General features: G+C 74.5%; 16 protein-coding genes. 8 read left to right on the top strand and 8 right to left on the bottom strand.

Annotated elements, in window-relative coordinates; genetic code table 11:
* Positions 1-19: 19 nt before the first annotated feature.
* From V5D56_RS12365 to pgsA, 3 genes are all read right to left on the bottom strand, one after another.
* Complete coding sequence (locus tag V5D56_RS12365) at positions 20-361, bottom strand: helix-turn-helix domain-containing protein (RefSeq protein ID WP_229244627.1); 342 nt, start codon at positions 359-361, stop codon at positions 20-22.
* Between the two features lie 342 nt (positions 362-703).
* Positions 704-1,237 carry a CinA family protein gene (locus V5D56_RS12360; RefSeq protein WP_435735625.1) on the bottom strand — a complete coding sequence of 178 codons (534 nt, stop codon included), beginning with the start codon at positions 1,235-1,237 and terminating at the stop codon, positions 704-706.
* Entirely contained in the window at positions 1,234-1,854 is a 621-nt protein-coding gene (pgsA, locus tag V5D56_RS12355; protein WP_435735624.1) for a CDP-diacylglycerol--glycerol-3-phosphate 3-phosphatidyltransferase, read from the bottom strand. Before pgsA ends, V5D56_RS12360 begins: the two co-directional genes overlap by 4 nt.
* 54 nt (positions 1,855-1,908) lie before the next feature.
* Between pgsA and V5D56_RS12350 the strand changes: the two genes are divergently transcribed.
* Positions 1,909-3,219: a CapA family protein gene (locus V5D56_RS12350; RefSeq protein ID WP_435735623.1), complete on the top strand. Its 1,311-nt coding sequence runs from the start codon at positions 1,909-1,911 to the stop codon at positions 3,217-3,219.
* A 17-nt stretch (positions 3,220-3,236) separates the two neighbouring features.
* On the opposite strand, the gene V5D56_RS12345 is transcribed toward V5D56_RS12350, so the two are convergent.
* Complete coding sequence (locus V5D56_RS12345) at positions 3,237-6,065, bottom strand: DNA translocase FtsK 4TM domain-containing protein (protein ID WP_435735622.1); 2,829 nt, start codon at positions 6,063-6,065, stop codon at positions 3,237-3,239.
* A 72-nt stretch (positions 6,066-6,137) separates the two neighbouring features.
* On the opposite strand from V5D56_RS12345, the gene V5D56_RS12340 reads away from it, so the two are divergent.
* Positions 6,138-7,001 carry an MBL fold metallo-hydrolase gene (locus V5D56_RS12340; RefSeq protein ID WP_435735621.1) on the top strand — a complete coding sequence of 288 codons (864 nt, stop codon included), beginning with the start codon at positions 6,138-6,140 and terminating at the stop codon, positions 6,999-7,001.
* 36 nt (positions 7,002-7,037) lie between these two features.
* On the opposite strand, the gene V5D56_RS12335 is transcribed toward V5D56_RS12340, so the two are convergent.
* Positions 7,038-7,448 carry a hypothetical protein gene (locus V5D56_RS12335; RefSeq protein WP_435735620.1) on the bottom strand — a complete coding sequence of 137 codons (411 nt, stop codon included), beginning with the start codon at positions 7,446-7,448 and terminating at the stop codon, positions 7,038-7,040.
* A 110-nt stretch (positions 7,449-7,558) separates the two neighbouring features.
* Here V5D56_RS12335 and V5D56_RS12330 point away from each other — a divergent pair, with 110 nt between their 5' ends.
* Positions 7,559-8,152: a TetR/AcrR family transcriptional regulator gene (locus V5D56_RS12330; RefSeq protein WP_435735619.1), complete on the top strand. Its 594-nt coding sequence runs from the start codon at positions 7,559-7,561 to the stop codon at positions 8,150-8,152.
* A 61-nt stretch (positions 8,153-8,213) separates the two neighbouring features.
* On the opposite strand, the gene V5D56_RS12325 is transcribed toward V5D56_RS12330, so the two are convergent.
* The 3 genes from V5D56_RS12325 to dapA form a co-directional block, all read right to left on the bottom strand.
* A complete protein-coding gene (locus tag V5D56_RS12325; RefSeq protein WP_435735618.1) occupies positions 8,214-9,062 on the bottom strand; it encodes a DUF4328 domain-containing protein in 849 nt (282 codons plus the stop codon).
* A gap of 72 nt (positions 9,063-9,134) precedes the next feature.
* Positions 9,135-10,820: a ribonuclease J gene (locus tag V5D56_RS12320; RefSeq protein WP_435735617.1), complete on the bottom strand. Its 1,686-nt coding sequence runs from the start codon at positions 10,818-10,820 to the stop codon at positions 9,135-9,137.
* A gap of 49 nt (positions 10,821-10,869) precedes the next feature.
* The gene (gene dapA, locus V5D56_RS12315) at positions 10,870-11,796 is read right to left on the bottom strand and encodes a 4-hydroxy-tetrahydrodipicolinate synthase (protein WP_435735616.1); all 927 of its coding nucleotides are present in this window, start codon (positions 11,794-11,796) and stop codon (positions 10,870-10,872) included.
* A 94-nt stretch (positions 11,797-11,890) separates the two neighbouring features.
* Between dapA and V5D56_RS12310 the strand changes: the two genes are divergently transcribed.
* From V5D56_RS12310 to V5D56_RS12290, 5 genes are all read left to right on the top strand, one after another.
* Entirely contained in the window at positions 11,891-13,375 is a 1,485-nt protein-coding gene (locus V5D56_RS12310) for an NAD-dependent succinate-semialdehyde dehydrogenase (protein WP_435735615.1), read from the top strand.
* A gap of 178 nt (positions 13,376-13,553) precedes the next feature.
* Positions 13,554-14,210 carry a TIGR00645 family protein gene (locus V5D56_RS12305; protein ID WP_435735614.1) on the top strand — a complete coding sequence of 219 codons (657 nt, stop codon included), beginning with the start codon at positions 13,554-13,556 and terminating at the stop codon, positions 14,208-14,210.
* Positions 14,211-14,248: 38 nt separating this feature from the next.
* Positions 14,249-14,956, top strand: a complete 708-nt coding sequence (locus tag V5D56_RS12300) for an AzlC family ABC transporter permease (protein ID WP_435739021.1) — start codon at positions 14,249-14,251, stop codon at positions 14,954-14,956.
* The gene (locus tag V5D56_RS12295) at positions 14,956-15,276 is read left to right on the top strand and encodes an AzlD domain-containing protein (protein ID WP_435735613.1); all 321 of its coding nucleotides are present in this window, start codon (positions 14,956-14,958) and stop codon (positions 15,274-15,276) included. The genes V5D56_RS12300 and V5D56_RS12295 overlap by 1 nt, the downstream gene beginning before the upstream one ends.
* 34 nt (positions 15,277-15,310) lie before the next feature.
* Positions 15,311-15,820, top strand: coding sequence for an N-acetyltransferase family protein (locus V5D56_RS12290; RefSeq protein WP_435735612.1), 510 nt, complete (start codon positions 15,311-15,313; stop codon positions 15,818-15,820).
* The last annotated feature ends 21 nt before the right edge of the window (positions 15,821-15,841 follow it).

Below are 15,841 nucleotides of genomic sequence, written 5' to 3'. Positions count from 1 at the left end.
ACGCCGGGCGGGCGACCGGTCAGCCGACCGGCTGCAGGTCCTCGCGGCGCGTCGTCCCCTCGGGGTGCTGGCGCCCGAGCACGGCCGTCGCGAAGTCGGCCGGGATCGTGTCCGGGATGAGCAGACCCTCGGCGACGGCGACGCGGTCGCTGACCTCGCGCAGCACGAGCGACAGCGGGACGTCGAGCGCCTCGCAGATCGACCCGAGCAGCTCGGACGACGCTTCCTTCTGGCCGCGCTCGACCTCGCTCAGGTACCCGAGCGAGACACGTGCGGCGGAGGACACCTCGCGCAGGGTGCGCCCCTGTCGCTGGCGAGCGTCTCGCAGCACGTCCCCGATCTCGCGTCGAAGAACAATCATCTGGCGGCCCCCTTCCGTGTCCCGTGCGCCCCCGGGAGCCGGCCGGGCTCCCACCTGGGTGCGCGAACTGTTGGTGCTCGTACGTACCCCGCGTGCGGGGGTCGTCCTACCGTACCCCGCGCGCTGCCCGCTCACGTCCCCGGTCCGGCTCCCTGGACGTCCCGGCGAGGCGGCGTCCGGACGGCCGACGGGGCGGCTGGCGGTCCTGTTCGCGATCACGTGCTGTGCAACGCGCCACCGCAGGGTGTTGTTCCCGCTCGGGCGCCTGCTTCCGGCCCGTCGGGATCGGATTCACCCTCCCTCCACGCCGTGCGCGCACGAGCGCCGTGGACGGACAGGATTTCACCCGCGCGCGCTCGCGCCCCGACCGTCGTCGCCCGCGCCGTCGTCGCCCGCGCCGTCCGAGCCAGCCGCGCTGAGCCGCAGCGCGAGCCCGAGGGCGGCCTCCGTGGCCGCGCGGCGCACGTCGCCCCGGTCGCCCGGCACGTGCAGCGTGCGCACGGCCCCGCCCGCCGGGGTCCGCACGGCGACGTGGACGAGGCCCGGTGGGTGCCCGTCCTGCGGGTCGGGTCCTGCGACGCCGGTCGTCGCCAGGCCCACGTCGGCGCCGAGGGCCGTCCGCACGCCCGCTGCCATCTGCGTCGCGACGTCCGGGTCGACGGCGCCGCGGCGGGCCAGGAGCCCGGCGTCGACCCCCAGCACCGACGCCTTCACGTCGGTCGCGTACGCCACCACTCCCCCGCGCAGGACGCGCGACGCGCCGGGCACGTCGACGAGCGTCGCCGCGACGAGACCGCCCGTGAGCGACTCGGCCGTCGCGGCCGTCCACCCGCGCGCCTCGAGCGCGGCGAGCAGCTGCTCGGGCAACCCGGTCACGGGACGGTCGCCGGGCCCTGACCGGCTCCGGCGCGCGCGCTCCGGATCGCGTCGCGGCGCAGCCGCCAGCCCTGGTACGCGTACTCGACGCCCGTGACGACGGTGACGACGATCGCGGCCCCGAGCACGATCCACGCGACGACGCCGATCCAGGCGGGCAGGTGCGCGAGGGGCAGGAGGAAGAGCGTGATCGCGACGGACTGGAGGACCGTCTTGAGCTTGCCGCCCCGCGACGCCGGCATGACGGCGTACTTGAGCACCGCGAGGCGCATGACGGTGATGCCGAGCTCGCGCACGAGGACGACGACGGGCACCCACCAGGGCAGCTCCCCGAGCGGCCACGCGAGCAGCACGAGGGCCGTGCCGATCAGGAGCTTGTCGGCGATCGGGTCGAGGAGCTTGCCGAGGTCCGTCACGAGCTCGTACCGGCGCGCGAGGTAACCGTCGAGGCGGTCCGACGCCGCGGCCAGGACGAAGATCCCGGTCGCGACGAGCCGCCACGTCACGGAGTCTCCGCCGTCGACGACGAGCGCCCACGCGAAGACGGGGACGAGGAGGATCCGGACCATCGTGACGATGTTCGCAGAGTTCCACGGTGACGGGACGGCTGTGACCACGCACCCAGCCTAGGGGCTGCCGGACGCTCGGCCGACTGCGGTACGCTCCCGCCCGTGCAACGCCACGAACGCCGCGGGACCGCGCGGCCGGCGCGCGCCCTGGGCGCCGGTGTCGCGGTGGCCGTCCTCGCCGCCGCGGCCGGCACGGGAGCCTCCGTCCTCGCCGGGAGCACCGGCCCGGCGTCCGATCCCCGCGCCCCCCTCGTCGACGAGCCGGTTGCCGGCGCACGGGACATCGCGCCCGAGCCGGCGGCCGCTCCGGTACCGGACGCGGTCTTCACGATCGCCGCCACGGGCGACGTGCTCACGAACATGCCGGTGAACGTCTCGGCCCGGACGGCGCAGGGGTACGACTTCAGCCCTCTCCTGGCGCCGCTCGACCCCTGGGTCCAGGGCGCAGACCTGGCGCTGTGCCACCTCGAGGTCCCGCTCGCCCCACCGGGGACCGCGCCGAGCGGGTACCCGGTCTACGCGGCGCCTCCTGAGCTCGCGCGCGACCTGGCCGAGCAGGGCTGGGACGGCTGCTCGACGGCGTCGAACCACTCGGTGGACCGCTCGACCGCCGGGGTCGTCACGACGCTCGACGTGCTCGACGCCGCCGGTCTGGGCCACGTCGGCACGGCTCGGACCCCCGAGGAAGCGGCGGCACCGCAGCTCTACACGCTGACGCGGCACGGCCAGGACGTCACGGTCGCCCACCTCTCGGCGACCTACGGCACGAACGGGCTCCCGGTCCCCGCCGACGCGCCCTGGTCGGTCACGCTGCTCGACGTCGACGCTCTCGTCGCCAGCGCCACCGCCGCACGCGCCGCCGGGGCGCAGGTCGTCGTGGTGAGCGTCCACGCCGGGGTCGAGTACACCTCGACGCCGAACGCCCAGCAGGTCGAGGCCGCCGCCGCGCTCGCCGCGTCCGGCCAGGTGGACCTGGTCCTCGGGCACCACGCCCACGTGCCCCAACCGGTGTCCCTCCTGCCTGGAGGGCCCGACGGCGCGGGCATGTGGGTGGCCTACGGGCTGGGCAACCTCGTCTCCAACCAGGACGGCGACTGCTGCGACCCGCGCACCGACTCGGGCCTCCTCCTCACGGCGACCGTCACCCGGCCGGCCGACGGACCTGCCCACGTGACCGGTGTCGAATGGACCCCCGTCACGGTCGACCGACGCGCCGGCCACCGCGTGCGGGCCCTCGTCGACGCGCTCGCGGCTCCCGGCGAGGGCAGCCTGTCGACGGCGGAGCTGCACGAGCGTCTCGAGCGGGTGCGCACCGCCGTCGGCACCCAGGCGCCGGAACGGTCCCGTCCCTCAGCACCCACCGGACCCGGACCGCGCGTCACGAGCCGGTCGTCGTCGGTCACCGTGACCTGACGGAGGTCCGGGCTCGGTCAGCGCCAGCCCGACTCGACGTCCGCGCCGTCGTGGTACTCCTGCGCGGCAGGTGGCAGGTGGCCGTCGGTCCCGTCGGAGTAGTCGCGACCGGAGCCGCCACCCGGTGCGGGCGTCTCGGCCTGACCGTCGAAGACCTCCTGCACCGGCTCGCCACGGATCAGGGCGAGCGCCGAGGGCAGCTCCTCCGGCGTGACGAGCACCTCGCGCGCCTTCGAGCCCTCCGACGGCCCGACGATCTCGCGGGACTCGAGCAGGTCCATGAGGCGCCCGGCCTTCGCGAACCCGACCCGGAGCTTGCGCTGGAGCATCGACGTCGAGCCGAACTGCGACGTCACGACGAGCTCCGCGGCCTGCAGGAGCAGGTCGAGGTCGTCGCCGATGTCCTCGTCGATCTGCTTCTTCGTGACGGACTGCGCGACGTCCTCGCGGTACACGGGCTTGAGCTGGGCCTTGACGTGCTCGACGACCGAGTGGACCTCGGACTCCGACACCCAGGCGCCCTGCACGCGCATCGGCTTGGCCGCCCCCATGGGCAGGAACAGCGCGTCGCCCTGCCCGATGAGCTTCTCCGCGCCCGGCTGGTCCAGCACGACGCGCGAGTCCGCGAGCGACGACGTCGCGAACGCCAGGCGCGACGGCACGTTGGCCTTGATGAGACCGGTGACGACGTCGACCGACGGGCGCTGCGTCGCGAGCACGAGGTGGATGCCGGCCGCTCGTGCGAGCTGCGTGATGCGCTGGATCGAGGCCTCGACGTCGCGGGGCGCGACCATCATGAGGTCCGCGAGCTCGTCCACCACGACGAGCAGGTACGGGTACGTCGCGATCTTGCGCTCCGAGCCCGGGAGCGGCTTGACCTTGCCCGAGCGCACCGCGGCGTTGAAGTCGTCGATGTGCTTGTACCCGAACGCCGCGAGGTCGTCGTAGCGCGCGTCCATCTCGCGCACGACCCAGTCGAGCGCCTCGGCGGCCTTCTTGGGGTTGGTGATGATCGGCGTGATGAGGTGCGGGATGCCCTCGTAGATCGTCAGCTCTACACGCTTGGGGTCCACGAGCACGAGCCGCACCTGCTCCGGCGTGGAGCGCATGAGGATCGACGTGATCATCGAGTTGATGAAGCTCGACTTGCCGGCGCCCGTGGCGCCCGCGACGAGGATGTGCGGCATCTTGGCGAGGTTCGCGACGACGTAGCCGCCCTCGACGTCCTTGCCGACGCCCATGACCATCGGGTGCTCGGTGCGGCGCGCCGCCGAGGAGCGCAGCACGTCACCCAGGACGACCGTCTCGCGGTCGGTGTTGGGGATCTCGATGCCGATCGCCGACTTGCCGGGGATCGGCGCGAGGATGCGCACGTCGGCGCTCGCCACCGCGTAGGCGATGTTGTTGGACAGCGAGGTGATGCGCTCGACCTTGACCTTCGGCCCGACCTCCACCTCGTACCGCGTGACCGTCGGTCCGCGCGTGAAGCCTGTGACCTTCGCGTCGACCTCGAACTGCTCGAACGTCTGCGTGAGGGCCTCGACGACGCGGTCGTTGGCGGCCGAGCGCACCTTGTGCGGCGCGCCCTTGACGAGCGAGTCCTCGTTCGGCAGGAGGTACACGGTGTCGCCCTCGAGCATGGGCTGCACCCCGCGCGGCAGCGGCTCGCTCGGCGGCGGCGGTGCCGGGATGCCGCCCGGGCCGTCGTCCGGCGTGGCGGCGACGGCGCCGAGGCCGGCGGCCGCCGTGTCCTGCGCCGCGCCCGGTCTCACGGCCGGCACCGCCTCGGTCGGCGCGGTGCCCGGCGCAGGCTCGTCCGCGCCCTTGCGGCCCTTGCCGCGGCGCGCCGTGCCGTCCTCGTAGTCCAGGAACGCGGCCGTCTCGAACGCCTCGTCGCCCGCGAAGCCGCCCTCGGGCTTCTCGATCTCCGCGGCCTCCGCGGCACGCTGGGCCTTCGTCTTGCGCGGCTTGCGGGGCCGTCGTCCGGTCGGGGCGCCGTCCTCGCTGCCGTCGTGCCGCGACACACCCTCGGCCAGCGGGATCCCGTCCGCGTCCGTCTGCGCGTCCTCGTGGTGGTTGCCGGTCAGCGTGTCGTAGACACCGCGCAGGCGGCTCGGGATGCGGTGGACGGGCGTGGCGGTCACGACGAGCAGGCCGAAGAAGCCGACGAGCAGGAAGATCGGCACGGCGAACCACTCGGTGAGGCCGGTGGTCACGGGGGTCGCGACGAGGTAGCCGATGATCCCCCCGGCGTCCTGCACCGCCGCGAACCCGTCCCGGGGCGCCGGGAGGTCCTCCGCCACGTGAACCAGCGAGCACACGGACACGACGATGAGCGTGAGCCCGATCGCGACGCGGGAGTTGGCCTGCGCGCGCTCCGGGTGCCGCATGATCCGCACGGCGAGCCACAGGAGCAGGACCGGGACCGCGACGCCGGCGAGCCCGAACGTGCCCGCGACGACGGCGTGCACCGCGTCCCCGAACGGGCCGTCGATGCCCCACCACTCGCGCGCCGCGACGACGACCGCGAGGGCGAGCAGGAAGAACGCGACGCCGTCGCGTCGATGTGCGGGGTCCAGCTCTCTCGCTCCCTTACCGATCTTGCGGGTGACCGCCCCCACGCCGTGGGCCGCGCCGAGCCAGAGCCCGCGCAGCGCTCGCACGGGCCACGGGGGCTGCGACGCCGGTCGCCTCGCCGGCGCGCGCCGGGTCGAGGTGCTCTGGCGACCGTTGCCCGCGCGCGACGCTCCGCGGGCCGTGGACGAACTGCCGCGCGACGCCGTCCTGGCGGTCGTGCTGCGGTTGGCCGCGGCCCGACGCGCTTGCGGGGACGTACGGGTCGCCATAGTGGTCCTAACCTACCCGTGGGGGACGACACGGGCGGGGACGCGCCCGCGTGTGTCTGCGAGGGAGGCGACATGACGGGTCCGGCACGGGAGGCTCCCGACGCGCGTCGTGCGAGGGCGCTCGTGGAGGTCGCTCCAGGCGTGCACGTCGCGACCTCGACGATCTGGACGACCACCTCCACCGTCGTCGTCACGCGCTCCGGGGAGGCGCTGGTCGTGGACCCCGGCGTGACCGTCGGCGAGTGCGCGGCACTCGCGGACACGATCGCGGCGCGCGGCTGGCGCGTCACGGCCGGCTTCTCGACCCATCCCCACTGGGACCACGTGCTCTGGCACGAGGGCCTCGGCCGCGTGCCGCGGTGGGCGGCGGCGCGCGCGGTGGCCGAGCTGGGGAGCCGTCGGGGCCAGGTCCTGGCAGCGGTCGACGCCGACGCCCCGGGACACGACTCCCGGCTCGTGGGCGCGCTCGACGCGCTGCCGGACGGCGCGACCGTCCTCCCGTGGCCCGACGAGCCGGCGGCGCTGCCCACCGCGGCCGGCGCGGCCGTCGCCGTCGGGCCGCCACGCGTCGTCGGGCACGACGCCCACGCGCCGGGCCACGCCGCGCTCGTCGTCGCGGGGGTCCTGCTCGCCGGCGACATGCTGTCCGACACCGAGGTGCCGCTCGTCGACACGAGCGCACCCGACCCGGTCGGCACGTACCGCGTCGCGCTCGACGTCCTCGAGGAGGCGGGGCGCGACGTGCGGGTGCTCGTGCCGGGCCACGGCTCCCCCGCCGCCGGGCCGTCGGCCGTCGCTCGCCGGTTCGCCGCGGACCGCGCGTACCTCGACGCGCTGGAGCGGGCCGCGTCGGGCGGCCCCGCCGTCGAGGACCCCCGGCTGTCCGGCTACGTCGTCGACTGGCACACCGACCAGCTCGCGGCGCTGCGCTCCTGACGGCCGACGCGCTCGCGACGCGACGGCCGCGAGGTGTCACGCCAGGAGCAGGCCGAGCCCGAGCGTGACGACGCCTGCCGCGAGGACCGTGGCGCCCACCGGCAGCAGCACGACGGCGCGGTTGGGCACCTCACGCCCGGCACCGATCGCCGAGAGGAAGAACCCGGCGGGCATGACGATCGCGGCGACCAGGACTCCGGTCGCACCGAGCCAGCGCCAGAACCCGGTGAGATCCGTCGCCTCGGCGAGCAGGAGGCAGACGAGCCCGAGGATGACGAGCACGCCGGCGTGCGCGTGCCCGGCGCGGAAGAACGACGTCTGGAAGCCGGTCGCGGCGACCTTGCCCGTGACCACCCGGACGAGGAACGCGCCGCCCGACTCGATGCCGACGACGGTGAGGAGGACGATGCCCGCGGTGATGCGGGCGGGGTCGGTGAGCTCGAGCACGGGGGACCTCCGAAGACGGCGGGACCTCGTCCGCCACCTGCGGACGAGTTTGGGAACACTGTTATAAAACATCGTTCGCAAACTTTGGTCAAGGCCTCTAGACTCGGTCCGTGGCCCGCCCCCGACTGCACGACGACGCCCTGCGCGACCGCCTCCTCGACGTCGCGTCGCGCGCGATCTCCGAGCACGGCGAGGCCGCCGTCACCGTCCGGTCGATCGCGACCGAGGCGGGCACGAGCCCGTCCGCGGTGTACGCGCTGTTCGGCAGCCGGGACGACCTCGTCGCCGCCGTCTCCGCCGAGGGTTTCCGCCGGTTCGCCGCGTTCCTCGACGCCGTCCCGCGCACCGACGAGCCGGGCGCCGACCTCGCCGCGCTCGGCCTCGCGTACCGGGCCTTCGCGGTCAGCGACCCGCACTTCTACGCGGCCATGTTCGGGCGCGGCGTGCGTCCTGCGGTCGGTGCCCCGGACGCCGTCGCGCAGCCCACGTTCGGCGTCCTGCGCGACGCCGTCGCTCGGGTCCTTCCCGGCTCCGGCACGAGCCGGGTCCAAGACGTCGCGTTCGGCCTGTGGGGACTGGTGCACGGGCTCGCGTCGCTCGAGCTCTCCGGGCTCGTCCCCGGTGACGAGGCGGAACGCGAAACGCGCTACACCGCGGCGACCGTCGCGGTCGGCCGCGCTCTCACCGCACCTGCGACGGCCTGACCCCGGAGCGCGGGTCGGGCCGAGGCACCCGGCGCCCGCTCGACCCGCGCGCTCGTCGCCGTCAGGACCAGGGCGCCCCGGCCGGGTCGGGAGCCGCCGCGGCTCGCTGGCCGGCCGTGATCTCCCGGACCACCCGGACCCACATCACGAGTGCGAGGGCGACTGCGGCCGTACCGACCGTCTCGGCGACGGGCAGGATGGTGAACGTCTCGTACGCGCCGGCCGACGAGGACGACGTGAACTGGGCCTCGACGTTGGTCGCCAGACCGAAGAGCAGCCACCCGGCCCACCACCAGCCGAGGGCGACGCGCGGGTCGCGCACCGTGGCCGCGCGCACGTCGCGCACGACCTGGTACGGGAACCAGAACGCGACGACCGGCACGATCCACCCCAGCCAGGTCCACACCCGACTGCGTGCGTGGTGCGCCCTGGGCGAGACGGCCTCCGCGAAGGTGCGGCTCTGCCACAGCCACACGCACGTGACGATCGCCGCCGCGAGCTGCGCGGCCACGAGCACGCCGCCGACGGCGTCGTACGTCGTGAACACCTCGGCGCTCGGGATGCCGACCCGCGCCGCCTGCGCGAACTCTTCCGCCGCCGAGAACGACGTGAGCCAGGAGGCCGCCTGAAGCACCGACACGGCCGCGGCCAGCACGATGCTCGCCGTGCCGAGACCCCCCGGCACCGTCGGGAGCGGCGTGTATCCGCCGTACGGGGCCCGGACGCCGTGCGCAGGCGGTGCGCCGTACGGGGCCTGCGCGCCGTACGCGGGCGGTACGCCGTACGCGGGCGGTACGCCGTACGCGGGCGGTACGCCGTACGCGGGCTGGGCGCCGTACGCGGGCGGACCGGGCGGAAGGTTCGGCGGCGGCCCCTGGGGCGACCCCCCGTAGGACTCGTGGTGCGTCACTGCAGCCTCCTCGGGCTCGAGCGGGGCGCCAGCATAGCGATCCCGCCGAGCCCGAGGAGCACGTGTCCGACGTCAGGCCTCGACGACGACCGGCACGATCATCGGACGGCGCCGCAGGCGGTTCGACACCCAGCGGCCGATGACGCGCCGCATCACCTGCTGGAGCTGGTGGGTGTCCGTCGCCCCGCCGGCGATCGCGTCCTCGAGCGCCTGGATGACGTCGGGCCGGATGCCCTCGAACACCGCGTCGTCCTCGGCGAAGCCGCGCGCGAGGATCTGCGGCCCGGCGAGCACCTTTCCGGTGGCGGAGTCCACGACGGCGAAGACGGAGACGAAGCCCTCCTCGCCGAGGATGCGCCGGTCCTTGAGCTCGGCGTCGGTGAGCTCACCGACGCTCGACCCGTCGACGTACACGTAGCCGCACGGCACGGCGCCGACGACGGACGCCTTGCCGTCGACGAGGTCGACCACGACCCCGTCCTCGGCGAGCACGACGCGGTCCGCGGGCACGCCCGTCCGGACCGCGAGCGCGCCGTTCGCCACGAGGTGGCGGACCTCGCCGTGCACCGGCATGACGTTCTTCGGCTTGAGCACGTTGTAGCAGTAGAGGAGCTCGCCGGCGCTCGCGTGGCCCGACACGTGCACCTTGGCGTTGCCGCCGTGCACGACGCGCGCCCCGAGCCGCGTGAGGCCGTTGATGATCCGGAACACGGCGTTCTCGTTGCCCGGGATGAGCGACGACGCGAGGATCACGGTGTCCCCCATGCCGACGGAGACCTTGTGGTCGCCGTTCGCCATGCGGCTCAGGGCAGCCATCGGCTCGCCCTGCGACCCGGTGCACATGAGGACGATCTCGTCGTCGCGCAGCGAGTCGACCTTCTTGAGGTCGATGAGCACGCCCTCGGGCACGTGCAGATACCCGAGCTCCGACGCGATGGTCATGTTGCGGACCATCGAGCGACCGACGAGGGCGACGCGCCGGCCGTGGTGGTGCGCCGCGTTGAGGACCTGCTGGACGCGGTGCACGTGGGAGGAGAAGGACGCGACGATGATGCGCTTCTCCGACTGCGCGAAGACGTTGTCGAGCACGGGGCCGATCTCGACCTCGGGCGTGACGAAGCCCGGCACCTCGGCGTTGGTGGAGTCGACCATGAAGAGGTCGACGCCCTGCTCGCCCAGGCGCGCGAAGGCGCGCAGGTCGGTGATGCGACCGTCCATCGGGAGCTGGTCCATCTTGAAGTCGCCCGTGTGCAGGACCGTGCCGGCCCCCGTGGTGACGGCGACCGCGAGGGCGTCCGGGATGGAGTGGTTCACGGCGACGAACTCGCAGCGGAAGACGCCGAGCTGCTCGACCTGGCCCTCCTTCACGGCGAGCGTCACGGGCGCGATGCGGTGCTCCTTGAGCTTCGCCTCGACGAACGCGAGGGTGAGCTGGGACCCGACGAGCGGGATGTCGCGCCGCAGGCGCAGCAGGTACGGCACCGCGCCGATGTGGTCCTCGTGGCCGTGCGTGAGGACGATCGCCTCGATGTCGTCGAGACGGTCGGCGATGTAGTCGAAGTCCGGGAGGATGAGGTCGACGCCCGGCTGGTTGTCCTCGGGGAAGAGGACGCCGCAGTCGATGACGAGCAGGCGCCCGTCGTACTCGAGGACGGCCATGTTGCGCCCGACCTCGCCGAGACCGCCGAGGGCGACGATGCGCAGCCCTCCGGCCGGGAGCTCGGGAGGTAGGGAGAGTTCGGGATGGGGGTGGCTCATAGGGCCTCCTGTCGTGGCTGAGCCGATGGATCGATGTCTGGTGGCCGCGCTACCGCGCGGCCTGGGCCGCCGCGGGGAGCAGCCCCGCGGCGGCGAGGGCGTCGCGCACGAGCGCGACCTCCTCCTCGCTCGCCGCGACGTTGGGCAGCCGCAGGTGGCGGTTGTCGGTGATGCCGAGCAGCTCGACGGCGGCCTTGGCCATCCCCGCCTGGAAGCCGGCGCCGTTGAGCGCGTCGATGACGGGCACGGTGGTGAGGAAGACCTCGAGGGCGCCGGCGTGGTCGCCCGCGTCGAACCGGCGCACGACCTCGGCGTACCGCGACGCGACCACGTGGGACGCGACCCCGACGATGCCGGCCCCGCCGTGCGCGAGGAACGGGAGCAGCAGCGTGTCGTCACCGCTGTACACGGCGAGACCGGTCGAGGCGGCGAGCGAGGCCGCGGCGTACACGTCGCCCGACGCGTCCTTCGTCGCGACGACCCGCTCGTGGGCGGCGACGCGCGCGTAGGTCTCCGGGGCGATCCGCACCGCGGTGCGGCCGGGCACGTCGTAGAGCATGACGGGCAGGTCGGTGGCGTCCGCGACGGCGACGAAGTGCCGGTAGAGGCCTTCCTGGTTCGGCCGCGAGTAGTAGGGCGAGACGACCAGCAGGCCGTCGGCCCCCGCATCGGCCGCCTGCTCGGCCATCCGCAGTGCGTGGTCCGTGTCGTTGGACCCCGCTCCCGCGACGACCGCGGCCCGGTCCCCCACGGCCTCGACGACGACGCGCACCAGGTCCGCCTTCTCCGGGGCGTGGGTGGTCGGGGACTCCCCCGTCGTGCCGTTGAGCACGAGCCCGTCGTTGCCGTCGTCCACCAGACGCTCCGCGAGCCGCGCCGCCGCCTCGAGGTCGACGGCGCCGTCGGGCGTCATCGGCGTGATCATCGCGGTGAGGACGGCCCCGAACGGGCGCGCGGGGGTGGTGGGAAGGACCATGTGCACAAACTACCGTGCCACCGGTCCCGGGGGGGCGCGGCGACCACGCCCCGCCCGGGTGCGCCGGTCCGCGGTGCAGGGCGATACTCGGACCATGTCCCGCCCGGCGTCTGCCTCGCACCTGTCCCCCGCGCTCGTCGCGCACGTGCCCACGGGCCTGCTCGTCGACGGCCGCTGGGGGCCGGCCGAGGGCGGGCGGACGTTCGAGGTCGAGGACCCGGCGACCGAGGAGTCCCTGTTCGACGTCGCCGACGCGAGCCCGGCGGACGCCCTGCGCGCGCTCGACGCCGCGCACCGGGCCGCCCCCGCGTGGCGCGCGACGCCGCCGCGCGAGCGCGGCGAGGTGCTGCGCGCCGTCTACGACCGGCTCGTCGCGCGCGCCGACGACGTCGCGGCCCTCATCACGGCCGAGTGCGGCAAGCCGCTCGCCGAGGCGCGCGCCGAGGTGCTCTACGGCGCCGACTTCCTGCGCTGGTACGCCGAACAGGCCGTCCGCGCGGAGGGGCTCGTGCGCACCGCCCCGGGGGGCGGCAACCGGCAGCTGGTCCACCGCCGCCCGGTCGGGCCGGCCCTGCTCATCACGCCGTGGAACTTCCCCATCGCGATGGCCACGCGCAAGATCGGCCCGGCGCTCGCCGCCGGCTGCCCGGTCGTCATCAAGCCCGCACGCCTCACGCCCCTCACGACGGCGCTCGTCGCCGAGGTGATCCGGTCCGAGCTCGCCGAGCGCGGCCTGCCGGTGGGGGTCGTCAACGTCGTGCCGTCGTCGCGCGCGGCGGACGTCAGCGAGCCCCTGCTCGCCGACCCGCGCCTGCGCAAGCTGTCGTTCACGGGCTCGACGGCCGTCGGGCGCACGCTGCTGGAGAAGGCCGCGCAGCAGGTGCTGCGGACCTCGATGGAGCTCGGCGGCAACGCACCGTTCGTCGTGTTCGACGACGCGGACCTCGACGCGGCCGTCGAGGGCGCGCTCGTCGCCAAGCTGCGCAACGCCGGCCAGAGCTGCGTCGCCGCCAACCGCTTCCTCGTGCACGACGCCGTGGCGCGCGAGTTCGCCCAGCGTCTCGCCACCGCGTTCGAGGACCTGCGCGTCGGACCGGGCGCCGAGGACGGCGTGCAGGTGGGGCCGCTCATCGAGGCGAAGGCGGTGGACGCCGTCGAGGAGCTCGTCGGCGCGGCGTCCGACGGCGGCGCCCAGGTCCTCACCGGCGCGCGCCGGCCGCGCGACGTCGGGCACTTCTACGCACCCACGGTGCTGTCCGGCGTGGACCCCGACGCGCGCGTGGTCACCGAGGAGATCTTCGGTCCGGTCGCGCCCGTGGTCGCGTTCGGCGACGACGACGAGGCCATCACGCTCGCGAACGCGACCGAGTACGGCCTGGCCGCGTACGCGTACACGACGTCCCTCGACCGCGCGGTGCGCGTCTCGGAGGAGATCGAGGCCGGGATGATCGGCATCAACCGCGGCATGGTCTCGGACGCGAGCGCCCCGTTCGGCGGCCTCAAGCAGTCCGGGCTCGGGCGCGAGGGCGGCGAGGCCGGGCTCGAGGAGTACCAGGAGACGGTGTACGTCGCCCTGTGACGCCGGCCGCCGTGCTCGCCGCGGGTCGCCGGGGCCGCTGGACGACGGACGGCGCTGACGCCGGGGACGGTTCACCGGAGCGTCGCTGCCCGTTGGTAGCCTGACGCCGGCCCTGCCTCGCCGAGCGCAGCGCGCCTCGCTCCCCCGCGCCGCCCGACCTCCCGGAGAGACCGAACCCGTGCCCGTCGCCCCCGCCCCGACCGCTCCGAGCCTGCCGTCGCCCAGCGCGCGCGTCACGGCCGTCGGCTACATGATCTTCGCGTCCCGCTGGCTCCAGGCACCGCTCTACTTCGGCCTGATCGTGGCCCAGGTGGTCTACGTCTGGCAGTTCCTCAAGGAGCTGTGGCACCTCATCGTCGGCGGCTTCACGGGCGAGCACGTCGTCGAGGACCCCGAGACGCACGAGATGGTCGCCCACGCGTTCGGCGCGGAGGAGATCATGCTCGCGGTGCTCGGCCTCGTCGACGTCGTGATGATCTCGAACCTCCTCATCATGGTCATCGTCGGCGGGTACGAGACGTTCGTCTCGCGCATCCGGCTCGAGGGCCACCCGGACCAGCCCGAGTGGCTGAGCCACGTCAACGCAAACGTGCTCAAGACCAAGCTCGCCATGTCGATCGTCGGGATCTCGTCCATCCACCTGCTCCGCACGTTCATCGAGTCCTCGAGCGGGCGCATCTCGAACGACGTGATGCTGTGGCAGGTCGTCATCCATCTCGCCTTCGTCGTCTCGGCGCTGGCCCTCGCCGCGATCGACCGGATGTCCCTCACGGCGCACCAGCGCGCGGCGAACGCCGCGGCCGCCGGCGAAGGACCCGCGGACCCGCACGCGTGACCGGCCCTGAGGTGCCCGACGACACCGTCGGGCCGGGCGTGGACGACGCGGTCGAGGCCGTCGTCGAGGACGAGGTCCGCCGCGCCGTCCGGCAGGCGGTGTCCGTCTCCGTCGCCACCGGGCTCTACGGCGTCTCGTTCGGCGCGCTCTCCGTCGTGGCGGGGCTCGACGTCGCCCAGACGATGGCGCTGAGCCTGCTCATGTTCTCCGGCGGGTCGCAGTTCGCGCTCGTCGGCGTGGTCGGTGCGGGCGGCACCGCGGCCGCGGCGATCACCACGGCGGGCCTCCTCGGCGTGCGCAACAGCCTCTACGGCGCGCAGCTCGGGCCGCTGCTCGCGCTGCGGGCCTGGCAGAAGGTGCTCGGCGCGCAGCTGACGATCGACGAGTCCGCCGCCGTCGCGACGGCGCAGCGCTCGCGCCGTGCCGCGCGCGTCGGCTTCTGGCTCACCGGGGCCGGTGTCTTCGTGCTCTGGAACCTCATGACGCTCGTCGGCGCGCTCGCGGGCGACGCGCTCGGCGACCCGCGGACCTGGGGCCTCGACGCCGCGGCCGGCGCGGCGTTCCTCGCTCTCCTGTGGCCGCGTCTCGCGACCCGCGCCGTGCAGCTCACGGTCGCCGCCGCCGTCGTCGTCTCCGTCGTCCTCATCCCGCTCGTGCCCCCGGGCCTGCCCGTGCTCGCCGCGGCCGCCACGGCGATCCTCGTCGGGCAGGTCGACGCCCGACGACGCCCGCGCAAGGAGTCCTGATGTCCCCCGCCACCGTGTGGTTCGTCGTCCTCGCCGCCTCGGCGGTCTGCTTCGTGCTCAAGCTCGCAGGTCACCTCGTGCCCGAGCACTGGCTCGCCGACGAGCGCGTCGCCCGCACCGCCGCGCTCGTCACGGCGTCCCTCCTCGGGGCGCTCGTCGCGGTGCAGACGCTCGCCGCGGGACAGGCGATCGTCGTCGACGCCCGGCTGCCGGCGATCGCCGTCGCCGCCGTCGCGCTCGCGCTGCGGGCGCCGTTCATCGTCGTCGTGCTCCTCGCCGCCGCGACCGCCGCGGGGCTGCGCGCGCTCGGCTGGGGCTGACCGTGCGCACCGCTCGCCCGCCTAGGGTGGGCCCATGAGCCTCTTCCGCGAGACCGCCGACGTCTCCGTACGACCCGCGGTCCCCGGCGACGACGTCGCGATGACCGCGATCCAGGTGGGCGCCTGGCGTGCCGACCACCACGACGTGCTCGGCGACGACGTCCTCGACGCGCTGGACACCGTCCGCATGCGCGAGCAGTGGGCGGCCGCGATCTCGTCGCCGCCCGGTCCCGGCTTCGGGGTGCTCGTCGCGTGCGACGGCCCCGACGTCGTGGGCTTCGCGGCCGTCGCACCCGGTCAGCTCCTCGCGCTCGAGGTCGAGCCACGGCACCAGCGCGTCGGGCACGGCTCGCGCCTCCTGGCCGCCGCGGTGGACCGGCTGCGGCGCGACGGCGCGAGCGAGCTCGTCACGTGGGTCCTCGACGGCGACGCCGGGCGCGAGGCGTTCCTCTCCGGTGCCGGGCTGGGGCCGGACGGCCGGACCCGCACCCTCGCGACGGGCGTGCGGGACGTCGTCGAGCACCGCTGGGTCGCGGAGGTCTGACGCAGCGCGCACGGCCGAGGG

It is taken from the genome of Cellulosimicrobium sp. PMB13 (assembly GCF_051294865.1).
Classification (GTDB): domain Bacteria; phylum Actinomycetota; class Actinomycetes; order Actinomycetales; family Cellulomonadaceae; genus Cellulosimicrobium.
Note: the sequence above shows the minus strand (reverse complement) of the source record. Positions and strands in the feature narration are given on the sequence as shown.